Here is a 15,922-nt window from a genome sequence, read left to right on the forward strand (position 1 = left end):
CGTCTTCGGATCTGGCCTCAGGCGAGCTTGATCTCGCGCAGCCGCTCCTGGAGGAACGCGTCCGCCGTGATCGGGGTCGGGTAGCGGTCCGGGTGGCCCGCATCGACGCAGTTCGGCAGGGTCCGGATCAGGTAATCCGAGTTGAAATGCAGGAAGAAGGGCGTCGAGTAGCGCGCGAAGCCGCGCCGCTCCGGGGCCGGGTTCACCACCCGGTGGGTGGTCGACGGCAGGCGGTTGTTGGTCAGCCGCTGCAGCATGTCGCCGATGTTGCACACCAGGGCGCCCGGCGGCGGATTGACCGCCAGCCACTGGCCGTCGCGATCCAGCACCTCGAGCCCCGCCTCCTCCGCGCCCAGCAGCAGGGTGATGACGTTGATGTCCTCGTGCGCGGCGGCGCGGATGTGCGGCCCGTCGAACGGCACGGGTGGGTAGTGCAGCAGGCGCAGGATCGAGTTGCCGAAATCGACGGTCCCGTCGAAGAAGTGGCGGTCCAGGCCCAGGTAGACGGCGATCGCCTCCAGCACCTTGAGGCCCATGGCGTCCAGCGCGCCGTAGAGCCAGCCCACGGTCTCGTGGAACTCGGCCACGTCGGCGTCGGGCCAGACGTTGTCGGCCATGTGGCTGCGGTACGGATGCCCCGGCGGCAGGTCGCGGCCGACGTGCCAGAATTCCTTGAGGTCGTAGTTCACCTCGCCCTTGGCGGTCTCGACGCCGAAGGGGGTGTATCCGCGCTGACCGCCGACCGGCAGCTTGTACTTGAGCTTGTCGGCCTCCGGCAGGGCGAAGAACCGTTTGGCCGCGGCGAGCGCGGCGTCGATGCGCGCCTGGGCGATCCCGTGATCGGAGATGACCGCGAACCCGAACCGCTCGAACGAGGCGCCGAGGGTCTCGGAGAAATGCGGAAAGTCGCGGCCGAAGCCCTCGAAGGAGACGGGCGCGATGCGGGGCGGCAGGGTGTGGGCTTGGCTCATCCGCTAGGTTCTATACCCGCTCCTCGTCGGCCTCCAGCCGTCGGACCGACGCCAACTGAGGCGCGTCCTCGCGGTCTTCCTCCTCGGCGATGCGCTCCATCTCCGCGCGCAGCACCCGCTCGGTCGTCTCGCGGGAATCCCGCGTGGCCATGACGTAGCGGTCCTCCTCCCCGGCGATCGGCGCCAGTTGCTTCCAGAGCAGGTTGTCCTGTTCGCGGAACAGGCTGGCGGCCCTATTGGCGCGCCGCTCGCTCAAGCCCAGGGTCAGCAGCGCGCGGCGGCCGTAGTTCAGCGCGCTCTCGAAGGTCTCGCGCTCGACTATGACGCCCGGCGTCTTGATCAGCTCGTAAGCATGCCGCCGGTCGAACGCCCGGGCGAAGATCGCCAGCTTCGGGAAGGCCTGGCGCGCGGCGGCGACCATCTCCACGGCCTTGTCCCGATCGTCGATGGCCACCAGCAGGAGCCTGGCCTTGTCCGCGCCGGCGCTGCGCAGCAGGTCGATGCGGCTCGCGTCGCCATAGTGCACCCGCCAGCCGAAGCGGCGAAGGATCTCGATCTGCTCGATGGAGGATTCCAGCAGCACCACCTTGAAGTTGTTGGCCAGCAGCAGGCGGGTGGCGATCTGGCCGAAGCGCCCGAAGCCGGCGACGATCACGTCGGGGTCGCCCTCGTCGAAGGGCAGGTTCTCGGGCTCGGGCCTCTCCTCCAGCCGGGTCAGGACCAGCTTCTCGTAGGCGGCGGTCACCAGGGGCGTGGCGGCCATGGAGACGGCGACCACGGCGGTCAGCAGGCGGGCGAGCTGGGCGTCCATCACATGGACCCCCACCGCGAAGCCCAGCAGGACGAAGGCGAACTCCCCGCCCTGGGCCAGTCCCACGGCGGTGGTCAGGGCGACGCTCGACGGCGTCCGGAAGAGGCGGCCGCAGATGTACATGGCCACGGTCTTCAGCACGATCAGCCCGCCGACCGCCGCGGCGATCGTCAGGGGATGCTTGAGCACCAGGCCAAGGTCCAGGCCGGCGCCGACGGTGATGAAGAAGAGCCCGAGCAGCAGGCCGCGGAACGGCTCGATGTCGGTCTCCAGCTCGCGGCGGAATTCGCTTTCGGCCAGCACCACGCCGGCCAGGAAGGCGCCCAGGGCCGGTGACAGGCCCACCAGCTCCATCAGCGCGGCGACCGCCACGACCGCCAGCAGCGCCGAGGCGGTGAAGATCTCGCGCAGGCGCGCGGCGGCGATGAAGCGGAAGATCGGCCGGGTCAGGTAGCGGCCGCCCACCGCCACCGCGGCGACCGCGGCGAGCTGGGCCGCCACACGGGCCCACATCGGCAGGGCGCCGACCAGGTTCGTGTCGTGCGCCGGGCCCGCCGCCGGGCCGCCCGCGGGCGCCAGCAACGGCAGGAGGGCGAAGAGCGGAATCACCGCCAGGTCCTGGAACAGCAGCACCCCGAAGGAGGCCTCGCCCACCGGCCCCTGCCGGGTCCCCTTCTCCTCGAGGCTCTGCAGGACGATGGCGGTGGAGGAGAGCGCCAGGATCAGGCCGGTGGCCAAGCCCAGCCGCCAGTCCAGGCCGAAGGCCAGCGAGCCGGCCCCGACGAGCGCCGCCGTGGCCAGGAGCTGCGCCGTGCCGACGCCGAAGATCGCGGTGCGCATCCGCCACAGCAGGGCCGGGCGCACCTCCAGCCCGATCAGGAACAGCAGGATCACGACGCCGAACTCGGCGAAATTCAGGATGTCGCCTTCTGGGCCCACCAGGTCGAGGGCGAAGGGCCCCACCAGGACGCCGGCGATCAGGTAGCCCAGCACCGAGCCCAGGCCGAGCCGCTTGGCGATCGGCACCGAGACCACGCCCGCGGCCAGGTAGACCATCGCCTGGACCAGGAGGGAGTAGCCGTTCATCTCGCGGATTCCATGCCGGCGATTCGGTCATGGAGGCAGGCCCGGCGGGTCTTGACGAGTCTTTTTCAGCGTCAGGGCGGCTTGCCCGTTTCCAGATGCTGCGTTGCGGCGTAACAGGGCGGAATGGCCAGCAAGACAGTGAACAGCGCCGCCGACGCCCTTGCGGGCGTGCTCTTCGACGGCATGACGATCATGGCGGGCGGCTTCGGCCTCTGCGGCATCCCGGAGAACCTGATCGCGGCGATCCGCGAGACAGGGGTCAAGGAGCTGACAGTGGTCTCCAACAACTGCGGGGTCGACGACTTCGGCCTGGGCGTCCTCCTGGCCGGCGGGCAGATCCGCAAGATGATCTCCAGCTACGTCGGCGAGAACAAACTGTTCGCGGAGCTCTACCTCTCCGGCAAGCTGGAGCTGGAGTTCAACCCGCAGGGCACGCTCGCGGAGCGCATCCGCGCCGGCGGGGCGGGCATCCCGGCCTTCTTCACCAAGACCGGCGTCGGCACTCTGGTGGCCAACGGCAAGGAGGTTCGCGAGTTCGACGGCGAACTCTATGTGATGGAGCGCGGCCTCACCGCCGACCTCTCCATCGTCAAGGCCTGGAAGGGCGACCACGAGGGCAACCTCGTCTATCGCCGCACCGCGCGGAACTTCAATCCGATGATGGCGACCGCCGGCAAGGTGACGGTCGCCGAGGTCGAGGCCCTGGTGGAGACCGGCCAGCTCGACAAGGACAACATCCACACCCCGGGCATCTATGTGGACCGCCTCTTCAAGGGCGCGGTCTATGGGAAGCGCATCGAACAGGCGACCACCCGGCCGCGCGAAGAGAAGGTGGGCGCCTGATGGCCTGGACCCGCGAACAGATCGCCGCCCGCGCGGCCCAGGAGCTGCGCGACGGCTTCTACGTCAACCTCGGCATCGGCATCCCGACCCTGGTGGCGAACTACATCCCGACCAGCGTGCACGTGACCTTGCAGAGCGAGAACGGCATGCTGGGCATGGGGCCGTTCCCCTATCCCGACGAGATCGACCCCGACCTGATCAACGCCGGCAAGCAGACGATCACCGAGCTCGCCTCGTCGTCCTATTTCTCCTCGGCCGACAGCTTCGCCATGATCCGCGGCGGCCACATCGACCTGTCGATCCTGGGAGCGATGCAGGTGGCGCAGAACGGCGACCTGGCGAACTGGATGGTGCCGGGCAAGATGGTCAAGGGCATGGGCGGCGCCATGGACCTTGTGGCTGGGGTGAAGCGTGTCGTCGTGGTCATGGAACACACCGAGAAGTCCGGCGCGCCCAAGCTGGTCAAGGCGTGTTCCCTGCCGCTCACCGGCCAGGGCGTGGTCGACCTGGTGATCACCGAACTCGGCGTCTTCGACGTCAGCCGCGGCAAGGGCCCGCTCACTCTGACGGAGCTGGCGCCCGGCGTGACGGCGGACGAGGTCAGGGCCAAGACCGAGGCGGCGTTCGAGGTCGCTTAGTTTTCCTCCCCGTGACGCGGAGGGAAGAGCGCCCCTGTAACCAATGCCGGCGTGATCGCGTATACTCAGGCGACCCTAGCGCTTACGAATGGCATGCTGATCCCATGAAGACCCGTCTGTTCGCGGCCATCGCCGCCACGACCCTGATGTTCGCCAACGTCGCGCCCGCCGCGGGCGCCCTGAAGACCGCGGTCTTCGCCGGCGGCTGCTTCTGGTCGGCCGAGCACGACATCGAGCATACGCCCGGGATCAAGGACGTGGTCGTCGGCTACGCGGGGGGTTCGGGCAAGAACCCGACCTACGAGAACCACGAAGGTTTCCTGGAATCGATCAAGGTCACCTACGACCCGGCGGTCATCAGCTATCCGCAACTGGTCAACGCCTTCTTCCACCACATCGACCCGACCGACCCCAACGGCCAGATCTGCGACCAGGGCCCGTCCTACCGCACCGCCGTCTTCGCCACGGACGCCACCGAAAAGGCCGCCGCAGAGCAGGTGAAGGCCGAGGTCGGCAAGGAGCTGGGGCTGCCGATCAAGACCATGATCCTGGGGCCCACCACCTTCTGGATGGGCGAGGGCTATCACCAGCACTACGCCGAGAAGAACCCGGTCGCCTACATGACCTACCGCATCGGCTGCCGGCGCGACCGCACGCTCAAGGCGGTGTGGGCGAAGGCCCCCGGCTAGATCCGGACTTGGGGCAGGCGCCGCCCGCCCAGGTCCATGTCGGAGCGGGATAGCTCGCCCGGATAGCGCCCGAGAGGTGTACGGAAGATCCGGATGGCCCGAAGCCGGCCCAGCCCGGCGACGCGCCGCAGCCCCCGCGGCCGTCCGCGTCCAGGTCCGTCGACCGCCGCGCCGCCGAAATCCGTGGACCAATCATCGAGCTGATCCCGCCCGCGACCCGGCGCCCGCACGAGGGGCGCCGGCGCCACAGATGGCGGCTTCTTGGCGCGACCGACTGCCACCGTAGCAAAACCGTCACCAACGGGTGCGATTTCCGCGCTATACGGCTAAATCAAGGCAGCGAAGTCGTCCGGGGTGACGGCTTCGGGGCATCCTAAGAGGGGGTACTATGCATCTGAAACTCAATCGCGCCTTGTGCGCGAGCACCGCCTTGGCCACTGGCCTGCTGCTGGCGTCGAACGCCCTGGCGCAGTCGACCGCCACCCAGGTCCAGGAGCTCGTCGTCACCGGCGCCCATGGCCAACCGACCGTCGCGGGTGTGATCACCCAGGTCCAGGAGGCCAAGGACGAGTCGATCGTCAATCACCAGTTCTTCGAGCGCCAGCCGGCAGGCCAGAACTTCGCGCAACTGATCAATCTGCTTCCGGGGGTCAACTACACCTCCGAGGACCCGACCGGTAACCTCAGCGGCGACATTCGCATCCACGGCTTCGACGGCGCCCACATCGGCGTCACGATCGACGGCGTGCCGGTCAACGACAGCGGCAACTACGCGGTGTTCCCGGGCGAATACCTCACCGAGGAACTGACCGACCACATCACCGTCAACATGGGCGCGACCTCGGTGGACAGCCCCACGGCCTCGGCCGTCGGCGGCACCGTCGACCTGGTGTCCAAGGTCCCGACCAAGGACCGCCAGCTGATCATCCAGCCCACCGTCGGCAGCAACAACTTCACCCGCTACTATGTCGAGGGCGAAAGCGGCGAGTTCGGCCCCTGGGGCACCCGCTTCTACCTGGCCGGCAACTACGACAACTCCGACAAGTGGGTCGGATCCGGCACCGAGATGAAGGAAGGCCTCGACGCGCGGATCTATCAGCCGCTGAAGGGAAGCGACTTCATCAGCCTTTCGGCCAGCTATACCCTCGAGCACAGCTATTTCTACCAGTCGTCGTCGCCGGCGCAGTTCGCGCAGTTCGGCAAAAGCCACATCGACTACAACACCCAATGGATCGTTCCGACCGCGGTCAACGGCCAGATCGACACGCCGGCGGGCAGCGCCGCGGGAAGTCCCGCGATCTCGCCCGGCCAGCTGCAAGGCAGCGCCGGGGCCAGCGGCTACGACGGCAACTTCTGGGCCACGCACCCGAACCCGGTGGTCTTCGGCACGATCCGCGGCGCCTCGAAGTTCTCGCTGACCGACAAGCTGACCTTCACCTTCGACCCGTCGTTCTTCTACACCCTGGCCAACGGCGGCGGCGTGACCGCGCTCAGCGAAACCGACCCGCGCCTGAAGGGCAACAAGGCCGGCTCGCCGGGCGTCGACCTGAACGGCGACGGCGACAGGCTGGACACCGTCGATGTCTACAGCCCCAACAACACCAACACCCACCGCTACGGCCTGCTGACGTCGCTGCTCTACGATCTGGACGAGCACAACCACTTCGCGCTCGGCTACACCTTCGACTACGCGATGCACCGGCAGACCCAGGAGTACGGTTACATCGACCCGATGACCGGCATGCCGGGCTCGGTCTTCGGCGGCAACGGCATGATGGGTTCGACCCCGATCGTCACCGCTGACGGCAGCATCATGCGCGGCCGCGACCGCCACTCGATCGCCGAGCTGAACCAGGTCGCCGGGAACTACATCGGCAAGTTCATGGACGACAGGCTGCACGTGAACATCGGCGTGCGGGCGCCCTTCTTCAAGCGCGACCTGAACCAGTTCTGCTACACCTTCAACGGCACCAGCGCCTATTGCGACACCATCGACCAGAGCCAGGTCCTTGCGGCCTACAACGCTGGCGTCGCGGCGGGGAACACCAACGCGCTCTCGACCCTGCTGTTCGGCCGGAACGGCGCGATCTCCTTCAACGCGGTGACCAAGACCCCGAACTTCCGCTTCCCGTTCCAGCAGACCTTCAACTTCAACAAGGTCCTGCCGAACGCCGGCGTCACCTACCGCATCAACGACGACCAGTTGGTCTACGCGACCTACGCCCAGGGCTTCTCCGCGCCGAAGACCGACGACCTCTACTCGTCGACCACGGCCATCGTGCAGCCCGAGACCTCGGACAGCTACGCGGTCGGCTGGCGCTACCAGTCGGCCCTGCTGACCACCTCGTTCAGCGCCTGGGACGTGGACTACAAGAACCGCATCGTGCAGTCGTTCGACCCGAACGACCCGACCCTGTCGATCGACCGCAACATCGGCGAGGTGCAGATCTACGGCCTCGACCTCGAAGCCGGCGCACATCCGTTCGAGCACTTCACGATCTACGCCAGCGCCGAGTTCACCAAGAGCGACGTGAAGAGCAACGAGATCGTCGCCGCCGCCGGCGCCGTGGCCCTGGCCCTGCCGACCAAAGGCAAGGAGCTGGTGCTGACGCCCGACCGGACCTTCTCGGCCAACGCCCGCTACGACTTCGGCTGGATCGATACCGGCATGTCGGTGAAGTACACCGGCAAGCGCTGGCTCGACGACACGAACACGATCGGCATGCCCGACACCACGATCGTCAACTTCGACGCACGCATGCCGGTAACCTGGTGGGGGGCGCAGAACACCTATCTGCAGCTCAACGTCGCCAACCTGACCAACACCCGCCAGCCCTACCGTGTCTCCTCGGTGTCCAACGCCACCGCGCTGACCGTCGGCGGCACGCCGATCTCAGCGAGGCCCTACTTCTACTTCTACAACGCGCCGCGGACCCTGTCGGTCACCCTGCACGCGCAGTTCTAAGCCCAAGGATCGGGTTCGAGATCGAGGGGGCGGCCCGGCGACGGGCCGCCCCTTTCGTTTGGCGCGGGGTCGCGGCTTGACGACCGGGGCCGCACGGCCCATCTGCGCGCGTTCTCAACACCTCGGTTCGTTGGGCCTTGGTTCAGGGGGTTCGAGCTCTCGGATGAATTTAACCGTCCCCGCCGAATGGGCGCCGCACAAGGCCATGTGGCTGGGTTTCCCCAGTCACGCGGAGCTGTGGGAGGACGACCTGGCGCCGGCCCAGGCCGAGGTCGCGGCCCTGGCGCGGGCGCTGGCCGGCCCGGGCGGCGAGCGGGTGCGGCTGATGACCGGCTCGGCGGCGGGCGAGGCCGACGCCCGCGCCCTGCTGGGCGGCGTCGACGGGATCGAGATCGTTCCGGGCGCCTTCGGCGACATCTGGCTGCGCGACACCGGCCCGATCTTCGCGCAAGGGCCGGCGGGGCCGCGGGCGCTGGCTTTCCGCTTCAACGGCTGGGGCGGCAAGTACGACCTGGCGCACGACGACGAGGTGGCGGCCCAGATCGCCGCGGCCTCGGCCACGCCCCGGGTCACCCACGACTTCATCCTGGAGGGCGGGGCGGTGGACCACGACGGCGAGGGCACGGTGCTGACCACGGGCCAGTGCGTCCTCAACCCCAACCGCAACCCCGGCTGGACGCAAGCCGCCGCCGAGGCCGCCTTCGCCCAGGCCCTGGGCGCGCGGAAGGTGCTGTGGCTCGGTGAGGGCCTGGCCAACGACCACACCGACGGCCACGTGGACAACCTGGCGCGGTTCGTCGCGCCCGGCGTCGTCGCCTGCCCGGTGGCCTTCGGGCGCGGCGACCCCAACGCCAAGGCCTATGACGACGCGGCCCGGCGGCTGGCCGGCATGACCGACGCAACGGGCCGCAGGCTCACGGTCATGCGCATCCCCTCGCCCGGCTGGATCGACGGAGCGGACGGCAAGGCCGCGCCGGCCAGCCACATGAACTTCCTGATCGCCAACGGGGCGGTGATCGTGCCTCTCTACGAGGACCAGGCGGGGCGCTTCGCCGTCCAGGCCCTGGAGCACCTGTTCCCCGGACGCCAGGTGATCGGCCTGCCCTCGCAAGCCATCCTCACCGGCGGCGGCTCGTTCCACTGCATCAGCCAGCAGGAGCCCGCCTGATGACCCGCACGATCAAGGTGGCGGCCCTGCAGGCGAGCTTCGGCCTGGACCTCGACGCCAATATCGCCCGCACCGCCGAGCTGATCCGCGAGGCGGCGCTCCGCGGCGCCCAGGTGATCCTGCCGCCGGAGCTGTTCCAGGGGCCCTACTTCTGCGTCGCCCAGGAGGAGCGCTGGTTCAAGGCGGCCCATCCCTGGCGCGAGCACCCTTGCGTCAGGGCGCTGGCGCCGCTGGCGGGCGAGCTCGGCGTGGTGCTGCCGATCTCGATCTTCGAGCGCGAGGGCCCGCACTATTTCAACAGCCTGGTGATGGCCGACGCCGACGGCTCGCTGATGGGCGTCTACCGCAAGAGCCATATCCCCGACGGACCGGGCTATATGGAGAAGTACTACTTCCGCCCCGGCGACACCGGCTTCAAGGTCTGGGACAGCCGCTTCGGGCGGCTGGGCGTCGGCATCTGCTGGGACCAGTGGTATCCGGAGGCCGCCCGCGCCATGGCCCTGATGGGCGCCGAGGTGCTGCTCTATCCCACCGCCATCGGCTCCGAGCCGCACGATCCCAGCCTGGACACCGCCGCGCCCTGGCGCAGGGCGATGCAGGGCCACGCCGTCTCCAACGTGATCCCGGTCGTGGGCGCCAACCGCACCGGCTTCGAGCCCTGGGAGAACTATCCGGGCGGCGGGCAGCTCTTCTACGGCTCCAGCTTCGTCGCCGACCATCGCGGCGACCTGGTCCAGGCCTTCGGGCGGGAGGACGAGGGCGCCCTGGTGGCGGAGTTCGACCTCGATTTCCTCAGCACCCACCGCGCCGCCTGGGGCTTCTTCCGCGACCGCCGGCCGGACCTCTACGGCGCGCTGACCCAGGGCCGGCCGCAATGAGGCGAGGGGCGTGATCGAGACCGAGCGCCTGATCCTGCGGGCCTGGCGCGAGTCGGATCGCGAACCCTACGCCGACATCATGATCGACGCTGAGGTCGGCCCCTGGCTGGGCGGGCCGTTCACGCGCCAGCAGGCCTACGAACGCGTGGAGCGTTTCACGGCGAGCCTGGCCGAGACCGGCCTCGGGCGGCTGGCCATCGAGCGCAAGGCCGACGGCCGCCTGATCGGCCACTGCGGCCTGGCCCACGCGCCGGACACCAAGCCCGTGCCGCAGGGCCTGGAGATCGGCTGGGCGCTGGCGCCCGACGCCTGGGGCTCCGGCTATGCGGTCGAGGCCGCCCGCGCGGTGATCGCCGACGGCTTCGCCCGCACCGACGCCGCCGAGATCCTGGCCTTCACGGGAACCGCCAACCTGCGCTCCCAGGCGGTGATGCGGCGGCTGGGCATGCTGCGCGCCGCCGAGCGTGACTTCGACCACCCGCTGCTGGCCGCGGAGCATCCCCTGCGCCGGCACATCGTCTACGTCGCGCCGCGGCCCTAAGGCCCCGCCGTCAGGACCGCAGCACGGTCTTGCCGTTCTTGATGACCGTCGCGCCGCGGGCTGCGACGCGGGCCTCGAAGGAGATGACCTTGCCGTCCTTCCAGAGGTCGACGGTGATGGTGTCGCCGGGGAAGACAGGGGCCGAGAACCGCGCCTGGTGCGACAGGATCTGGTCGGGGTCGTAGCCGGTGATCGCCTGCAGTACGGCGCGGCAGGTGATGCCGTAGGTGCACAGCCCGTGCAGGATCGGCCGCGGGAAGCCCGATCGCCGGGCGCTCTCCGGATCGGAATGCAGCGGATTGCGGTCGCCGTTCAGGCGGTAGAGCAGGGCCTGGTCCTCGCGGGTCGAGATATCGACGGAAAGGTCGGCCTTGCGCGCGGGGATCTCGTGCGGCTCGGGCTGGCCTTCGGAGGGGCCGCCGAAGCCGCCGTCCGCGCGGCAGAAGCTGGAGCCCGTCAGGGTCGCCACCAGCTCGCCGGCCTCGTCCTTCCAGATGGTCTCGTTCAGCAGCACCGCGCCCTTGTCCTTGCCCTTGTCGAAGGCGCCGATGGTGCGGCTTTCGGTGGTGAAGGTCCCGCTGGACGGCAGGGGCTTGTGCAGCTCGACCTTCTGCTCACCGTGCACCAGCATCAGGTAGTTGGGCTGGCTGGGCCGGTGCCCGGGCTTGGTCGGCAGGGCTTCGGTCTGGCCCCGCCCGGCCAGCACCGTGGCCGCGGTCGGCACCACCTTCAGGCCCTTCTCGTAGACGAAGGCCAGTTCCGTCTCGTTCATCGGGTCGGCGCCCAGGCCGACGCCCAGCGCGTAGAGCATCACGTCCTTGTCGCCATAGGTGAAGGTGCGGGGCTTGGTCCCCTGCTCAAGGACGTCCGGGTAATAGATGGGCACGACTATTCCTCCGAATTTATGGGCTGGCTCTGAGGGCCGCTGAACTATGGCGAAGATCAAAGCGCCTGGACCCGAGGGGCGCAAGCCGGCAGGGCGCGCGCAGGCGCCCGAGGGGCGCATTTGCGGGGCAGGGCCTGATCGGCTAGAAGCGGCGACTTCCGGCGGGCGGGCCGCTTCCAGCCGTCCACGGTTCTCCTCGACCTCGAAGGCGCTTCATGACGACCACCGCCCAGCCCGGCATCACCGGCAACGTCCTCTTCTACTCCCAGCCCGAACCGCTCTCCCCGGAGATGCACGGCAAGATGGGCGTCAAGAACATGGACGGCCCGTTCGGCTTCGCGAAGGCCGGCCACGCCGTGCCGCTGACGGTCGGCGAATTTCCCGCCGCAGCCTCGACAGGTCCGATCATCTTCGTGGGCGACGAGAAGCTGCCGATCTCGGTCATGGGCCTGAACGCCGGGGAGAACCTCTTCGTGCGTCCCGACGGCCTGTTCGAGCCGGGCGTCTACATCCCGGCCTACGTCCGCCGCTATCCGTTCATCTTCGCCAACGACGACGCGGCCAAGCAGATGGTGCTGTGCATCGACCGCGCGGCGGAGTTCATCGTCGAGAGCGGCTGGGACATGCCTTTCTTCGAGCCCGACAGCCAGCCCAGCGCCTACACCAAGAATTGCATCGAGTTCTGCAACAACTTCGAGCTGGAGCGGCAGCGCACCGCCAACTTCGTGCAGATCCTGAAGGACCTGGACCTGCTGGAAACCAAGACCTCCACCTACAACCCGATGAACCCGGACGGCACGCCCGGCGAGCCGCAGAAGATCGCCGACTATTTCGGCGTATCGGAAGAGAAGCTCTCCAAGCTGCCCACCGAGAAGTACATAGAGCTGCGCGACAACGGCGCCCTGCCGCAGATCCACGCCCACCTGGTTTCCCTGCTCGGCTGGGACCGGCTGGTGGCGATCACCCTGTCGCGCCAGATGCAGCAGCCGCAAGCCGCCAACGCCTAAGCCCGCTCATCCCTCCTCTTTAGGGGAGGGACAGGCCGCGCCAGCGGCCAGGGTGGGGCAGTCGCGTTCAGGCGGCTGGCTCTCAGCTTGGCCCGCACACCCCCACCCGACCTCGGCTTCGCCTCGGCCACCCTCCCCTAAAGAGGAGGGATGCTCACCTGGCGAAGACGCTCCGCGTCAGGCACGAGAAGACCAGCCGGCCGGCCTCGTCGAGCAGGTCGTGCTGGGCGATGACGATGCCCTTGCCGTCGCCCACCGGGTCCTTGGCCATGATGGTCATGCGCCCGCGCAGCAGCTCGCCGGCCGGCGGGTTGCGCACCCAGCGGAGCGCGTCGACCCCCAGCCGCTTGGTCTGCGGCCAGTCGGTGTGGGCCACCGCGTCGAGGCGGGCCCAGATCGCATAGACCATGGCGTCCGGCGCCCCGCGTTCAGGGGCCCAGCCGGGGGTGAAGGCGCCGATGAAGCTCTGCAGCGCCTCGGCCTCGACCGCGGCCGCGCCGAGCGACACCACCTGGCCGATCTGGATGTCGTCGAAGGAAGCTGGCACGGGCGGGTCCTGCAAAACGCGATTCGGATAGCCGGGGTCCGCCGATGATGGGCTGGCCCCGGCGCCCAAGTCGAGCCTCGCTTTGCGTGACGGGCCCAGCCGGGCCATATAGCGCCCGATTGACGGTGCGCAACGAGGCGATGATGCGGTTCCTGGCAGGCGTGCTCCTGGCTTTGGCGATGGCCCTGCCGACCACAACCCTGGCCCAGGGGCCGGGGACGACCCACCACGTGGCCGCATCGCTCGTCGCCTCGAAGGACGCCGTCGCGCCGGGCGAAACGGTCTATGTCGCCCTGCGCCAGAAGATCGAGGCCCACTGGCACACCTACTGGCGCAACTCGGGCGACAGCGGCGAGCCCACGCGGATCAAATGGGACCTGCCGGCCGGCTGGCGCGCCGGCGACATCGTCTGGCCCGCCCCGAAGAAGATCCCGGTCGGCCCGCTGATGAACTACGGCTACGAGGACGAGGTCCTGCTGCCGGTTCCGGTCACCGCGCCGGCCGGAGCCAAACCCGGCGACAAGGTCACCTTGAAGGCGCAGGTCTCGCTGCTGGTCTGCGCCGAGGTGTGCGTGCCGGAAGACGATGCGCTCAGCCTGACCCTGCCGGTCGTGGCGACCCCCACGGCAGGCGGCGGCGCGGCGGGCGCCGAGGTGATGGCCGCGGTGGCCGCGTCGCCGAAGCCCGCGGGCCTCAACGCCGTCTATCAGGCCCGCCCCGGCGGCGTGGCCCTGGCCATCACCGGGCCGGCGCTGAAGGGTTCGGACGCGGCGGGCGCCTATTTCTTCCCCTTCGAGTCCACGGCCATCGACCACGCCAAGCCGCAGGCCATCGAGCGCGGCCCGGACGGCCTGACCCTGACGCTGGCCCCCGGCTACGGCTTCCAGGGCGGCAGGACCCCGGCCGGCATGGGCGGGGTCCTGGAGGCGGGCGGCAAGGCCTATGAGGTGGCGGCCGTCCCGGGCGTCCCGCCCGCCGGCGCTTCCGGCCTCGGCGCGCCGGCGGCCAGGGGCGCGGGCGGCGCGGACCTGGGCCTGGCGGCTGCGGCCCTGTTCGCCTTTCTCGGCGGGCTGATCCTCAACCTGATGCCCTGCGTGTTCCCGATCCTGGCGATGAAGGCGGCTTCCCTGGCGGGCCATGGGGGCGCGGAGAACGCCGCCGCGCGGCGGCAGGGCCTGGCCTTCGGAGGCGGGGCGGTGCTGACCTTCCTGGCGCTCGCGGGCGCGCTGATCGCGCTGAAGGCGGCGGGCTCGGCCATCGGCTGGGGCTTCCAACTCCAATCGCCGCCGGTGGTGGCGGTGCTGGCGCTGCTGATGCTGGCGGTGGCGCTGAACCTCTCCGGCCTGTTCGAGGTGGGGACCTCGCTGCAGGGCGCAGGCTCGGGCCTGGCCGGCCGCGGCGGAGCCCTGGGCGCCTTCTTCACCGGCGCGCTGGCCGTGGTCGTCGCCGCGCCCTGCACGGCGCCCTTCATGGGCCCGGCGCTCGGCTGGGCGCTCACCCAGACGCCGGTCGCCGCGCTCGCCGTCTTCCTGGCGCTGGGCCTGGGGTTCGCCGCGCCCTTCGTCCTGGTGGCCTATGCGCCGGGCGTGCTCTCGCGCCTGCCGAGGCCCGGCGCCTGGATGGAGATCTTCCGCAAGGCCCTGGCTTTCCCGATGTACGGCGCGGCCGCCTGGCTCGCCTGGGTGCTGTCGCAGCAGGCGGGGCCCGAAGCCCTCGCCCAACTGTTCGCCGCCGCGGTGGCCATCGGCTTGGCCGCCTGGCTCGCGGGCCTCGCCCAGCGCCGCGCCGCCCAGGGCGGCAGGCCGCTCGTCCTCGGCGCCGCGGCGGGCGTGGTGGCTGCGCTGGCCGTGACCGCCGTCGCCTGGCCGCAAGACAAGGCCGGCGAGCTCAAGCCGGAGCCCTATAGCCCCGAGCGGCTGGCGGCCCTGCGGACCGAGGGCCGGCCGGTGTTCGTCAACTACACCGCCGCCTGGTGCGTCTCCTGCCAGGTCAACGACAAGGTGGCGCTCTCCACCCATCAGGTCGCCGAGGCCTTCGCCCGCCATAAGGTCGCCTATTTGAAGGCCGATTGGACGAAGCGCGATGGCGCGATCGCCGCCGAACTGGCCAGCCACGGCCGGGCCGGGGTGCCGCTCTACTTGGTGTACGGGACAGGCGGCGGCGACGGCGCTATCCTGCCCTCGATCCTGACGCCGGACATCGTGGTCAAGGCGGTGGAGGCCGCCGACGCGCACTAGCCAGGGAGCCCTGCGATGATCGCCCGCCGCACGCTTCTCGCCGCCGTCGCCTGCCTGGGCTTGGCGGCGCCCGCCTTCGCCGAACCGCAGCTCGGCCAGCCCGCGCCCGCCTTCAAGGCCATGGACGCCCTGGGCCACGAGCGTTCGCTGTCCGACTTCGCCGGAAAGACCGTGGTCCTGGAGTGGACCAACTCCGGCTGTCCCTATGTGGGCAAGCACTACGGCTCCGGGACCATGCAGGCCCTGCAGAAGAAGGAGACGGCCGACGGCGTGGTGTGGCTCACCGTCTCGTCCTCGGCCCCGGACATGCAGGGCTATTTCACGGGCAAGACGGCCCAGGCCTGGGCCGCCCGGCAGCACTGGGCCGGCACCGCCATCCTGCTCGACAGCGCCGGTAGGATCGGCCGCGAATACGGGGCCAAGAACACCCCGCACATGTTCGTCATCGATCGGGCCGGGCGCATCGCCTACATGGGCGGCATCGACGACCGGCCCTATGCCGACCCGGAGAGCCTGAAGGGCGCCAAGCCCTACGTGGCCATGGCCCTTGCCGACCTGAAAGCCGGGCGGCCGGTGGCCACGCCGGTGTCCCAGCCCTATGGCTGCAGCGTGAAGTACAACTCCGCCGACTAGGCCGGAACCCGAGGGGCTGAAA

At 69.6% G+C, this 15,922-nt stretch carries 14 protein-coding genes; 10 read left to right on the forward strand and 4 right to left on the reverse strand.

The window, feature by feature from the left end; all coding sequences use genetic code 11:
* Window positions 1-17: 17 nt before the first annotated feature.
* Together VNW53_RS04765 and VNW53_RS04770 are read right to left on the reverse strand one after the other, a co-directional pair.
* Window positions 18-971: an isopenicillin N synthase family dioxygenase gene (locus VNW53_RS04765; RefSeq protein ID WP_325553945.1), complete on the reverse strand. Its 954-nt coding sequence runs from the start codon at window positions 969-971 to the stop codon at window positions 18-20.
* A 10-nt stretch (window positions 972-981) separates the two neighbouring features.
* A complete protein-coding gene (locus VNW53_RS04770; RefSeq protein WP_325553946.1) occupies window positions 982-2,868 on the reverse strand; it encodes a monovalent cation:proton antiporter-2 (CPA2) family protein in 1,887 nt (628 codons plus the stop codon).
* A gap of 123 nt (window positions 2,869-2,991) precedes the next feature.
* Here VNW53_RS04770 and VNW53_RS04775 point away from each other — a divergent pair, with 123 nt between their 5' ends.
* From VNW53_RS04775 to VNW53_RS04805, 7 genes are all read left to right on the forward strand, one after another.
* Window positions 2,992-3,711, forward strand: a complete 720-nt coding sequence (locus VNW53_RS04775) for a CoA transferase subunit A (RefSeq protein ID WP_325553947.1) — start codon at window positions 2,992-2,994, stop codon at window positions 3,709-3,711.
* Window positions 3,711-4,349 (forward strand): 3-oxoacid CoA-transferase subunit B, encoded by a 639-nt coding sequence (locus VNW53_RS04780; RefSeq protein ID WP_325553948.1) that lies wholly within the window; start codon window positions 3,711-3,713, stop codon window positions 4,347-4,349. The genes VNW53_RS04775 and VNW53_RS04780 overlap by 1 nt, the downstream gene beginning before the upstream one ends.
* A 104-nt stretch (window positions 4,350-4,453) precedes the next feature.
* Entirely contained in the window at window positions 4,454-5,038 is a 585-nt protein-coding gene (gene msrA / locus VNW53_RS04785) for a peptide-methionine (S)-S-oxide reductase MsrA (RefSeq protein WP_325553949.1), read from the forward strand.
* 430 nt (window positions 5,039-5,468) lie between these two features.
* Window positions 5,469-8,003 (forward strand): TonB-dependent receptor, encoded by a 2,535-nt coding sequence (locus VNW53_RS04790; protein ID WP_325553950.1) that lies wholly within the window; start codon window positions 5,469-5,471, stop codon window positions 8,001-8,003.
* A gap of 163 nt (window positions 8,004-8,166) precedes the next feature.
* Window positions 8,167-9,171 carry an agmatine deiminase family protein gene (locus VNW53_RS04795; protein WP_325553951.1) on the forward strand — a complete coding sequence of 335 codons (1,005 nt, stop codon included), beginning with the start codon at window positions 8,167-8,169 and terminating at the stop codon, window positions 9,169-9,171.
* Entirely contained in the window at window positions 9,171-10,049 is an 879-nt protein-coding gene (gene aguB, locus VNW53_RS04800; RefSeq protein WP_325553952.1) for an N-carbamoylputrescine amidase, read from the forward strand. The genes VNW53_RS04795 and aguB overlap by 1 nt, the downstream gene beginning before the upstream one ends.
* A 10-nt stretch (window positions 10,050-10,059) precedes the next feature.
* Window positions 10,060-10,590, forward strand: a complete 531-nt coding sequence (locus VNW53_RS04805) for a GNAT family N-acetyltransferase (protein ID WP_325553953.1) — start codon at window positions 10,060-10,062, stop codon at window positions 10,588-10,590.
* 10 nt (window positions 10,591-10,600) lie between these two features.
* Here the strand turns inward: VNW53_RS04805 and VNW53_RS04810 are convergent, their stop codons facing one another.
* Window positions 10,601-11,476: a MaoC/PaaZ C-terminal domain-containing protein gene (locus VNW53_RS04810; RefSeq protein WP_325553954.1), complete on the reverse strand. Its 876-nt coding sequence runs from the start codon at window positions 11,474-11,476 to the stop codon at window positions 10,601-10,603.
* A 215-nt stretch (window positions 11,477-11,691) separates the two neighbouring features.
* Between VNW53_RS04810 and VNW53_RS04815 the strand changes: the two genes are divergently transcribed.
* Entirely contained in the window at window positions 11,692-12,483 is a 792-nt protein-coding gene (locus VNW53_RS04815) for a SapC family protein (protein ID WP_325553955.1), read from the forward strand.
* A gap of 154 nt (window positions 12,484-12,637) precedes the next feature.
* Here VNW53_RS04815 and VNW53_RS04820 read toward each other — a convergent pair whose 3' ends face one another.
* Window positions 12,638-13,030 (reverse strand): acyl dehydratase, encoded by a 393-nt coding sequence (locus VNW53_RS04820; RefSeq protein ID WP_325553956.1) that lies wholly within the window; start codon window positions 13,028-13,030, stop codon window positions 12,638-12,640.
* A gap of 143 nt (window positions 13,031-13,173) precedes the next feature.
* On the opposite strand from VNW53_RS04820, the gene VNW53_RS04825 reads away from it, so the two are divergent.
* Both VNW53_RS04825 and VNW53_RS04830 read left to right on the forward strand, forming a co-directional pair.
* Entirely contained in the window at window positions 13,174-15,267 is a 2,094-nt protein-coding gene (locus VNW53_RS04825; RefSeq protein WP_325553957.1) for a protein-disulfide reductase DsbD family protein, read from the forward strand.
* 15 nt (window positions 15,268-15,282) lie between these two features.
* A complete protein-coding gene (locus tag VNW53_RS04830) occupies window positions 15,283-15,900 on the forward strand; it encodes a redoxin domain-containing protein (RefSeq protein WP_325553958.1) in 618 nt (205 codons plus the stop codon).
* The last annotated feature ends 22 nt before the right edge of the window (window positions 15,901-15,922 follow it).

The sequence above is a fragment of the Phenylobacterium sp. genome (genome assembly GCF_035569475.1).
Lineage (GTDB): Bacteria > Pseudomonadota > Alphaproteobacteria > Caulobacterales > Caulobacteraceae > Phenylobacterium.

Bases quoted from the DNA above. Each gene is read 5' to 3' on its own strand.
- VNW53_RS04780 (WP_325553948.1), top strand. From the start codon at position 3,711: ATGGCCTGGACCCGCGAACAGATCGCCGCCCGCGCGGCCCAGGAGCTG.
- VNW53_RS04825 (WP_325553957.1), top strand. From the start codon at position 13,174: ATGCGGTTCCTGGCAGGCGTGCTCCTGGCTTTGGCGATGGCCCTGCCG.
- msrA (WP_325553949.1), top strand. From the start codon at position 4,454: ATGAAGACCCGTCTGTTCGCGGCCATCGCCGCCACGACCCTGATGTTC.
- aguB (WP_325553952.1), top strand. From the start codon at position 9,171: ATGACCCGCACGATCAAGGTGGCGGCCCTGCAGGCGAGCTTCGGCCTG.
- VNW53_RS04770 (WP_325553946.1), bottom strand. From the start codon at position 2,868: ATGAACGGCTACTCCCTCCTGGTCCAGGCGATGGTCTACCTGGCCGCG.
- VNW53_RS04815 (WP_325553955.1), top strand. From the start codon at position 11,692: ATGACGACCACCGCCCAGCCCGGCATCACCGGCAACGTCCTCTTCTAC.
- VNW53_RS04830 (WP_325553958.1), top strand. From the start codon at position 15,283: ATGATCGCCCGCCGCACGCTTCTCGCCGCCGTCGCCTGCCTGGGCTTG.
- VNW53_RS04765 (WP_325553945.1), bottom strand. From the start codon at position 971: ATGAGCCAAGCCCACACCCTGCCGCCCCGCATCGCGCCCGTCTCCTTC.
- VNW53_RS04795 (WP_325553951.1), top strand. From the start codon at position 8,167: ATGAATTTAACCGTCCCCGCCGAATGGGCGCCGCACAAGGCCATGTGG.
- VNW53_RS04775 (WP_325553947.1), top strand. From the start codon at position 2,992: ATGGCCAGCAAGACAGTGAACAGCGCCGCCGACGCCCTTGCGGGCGTG.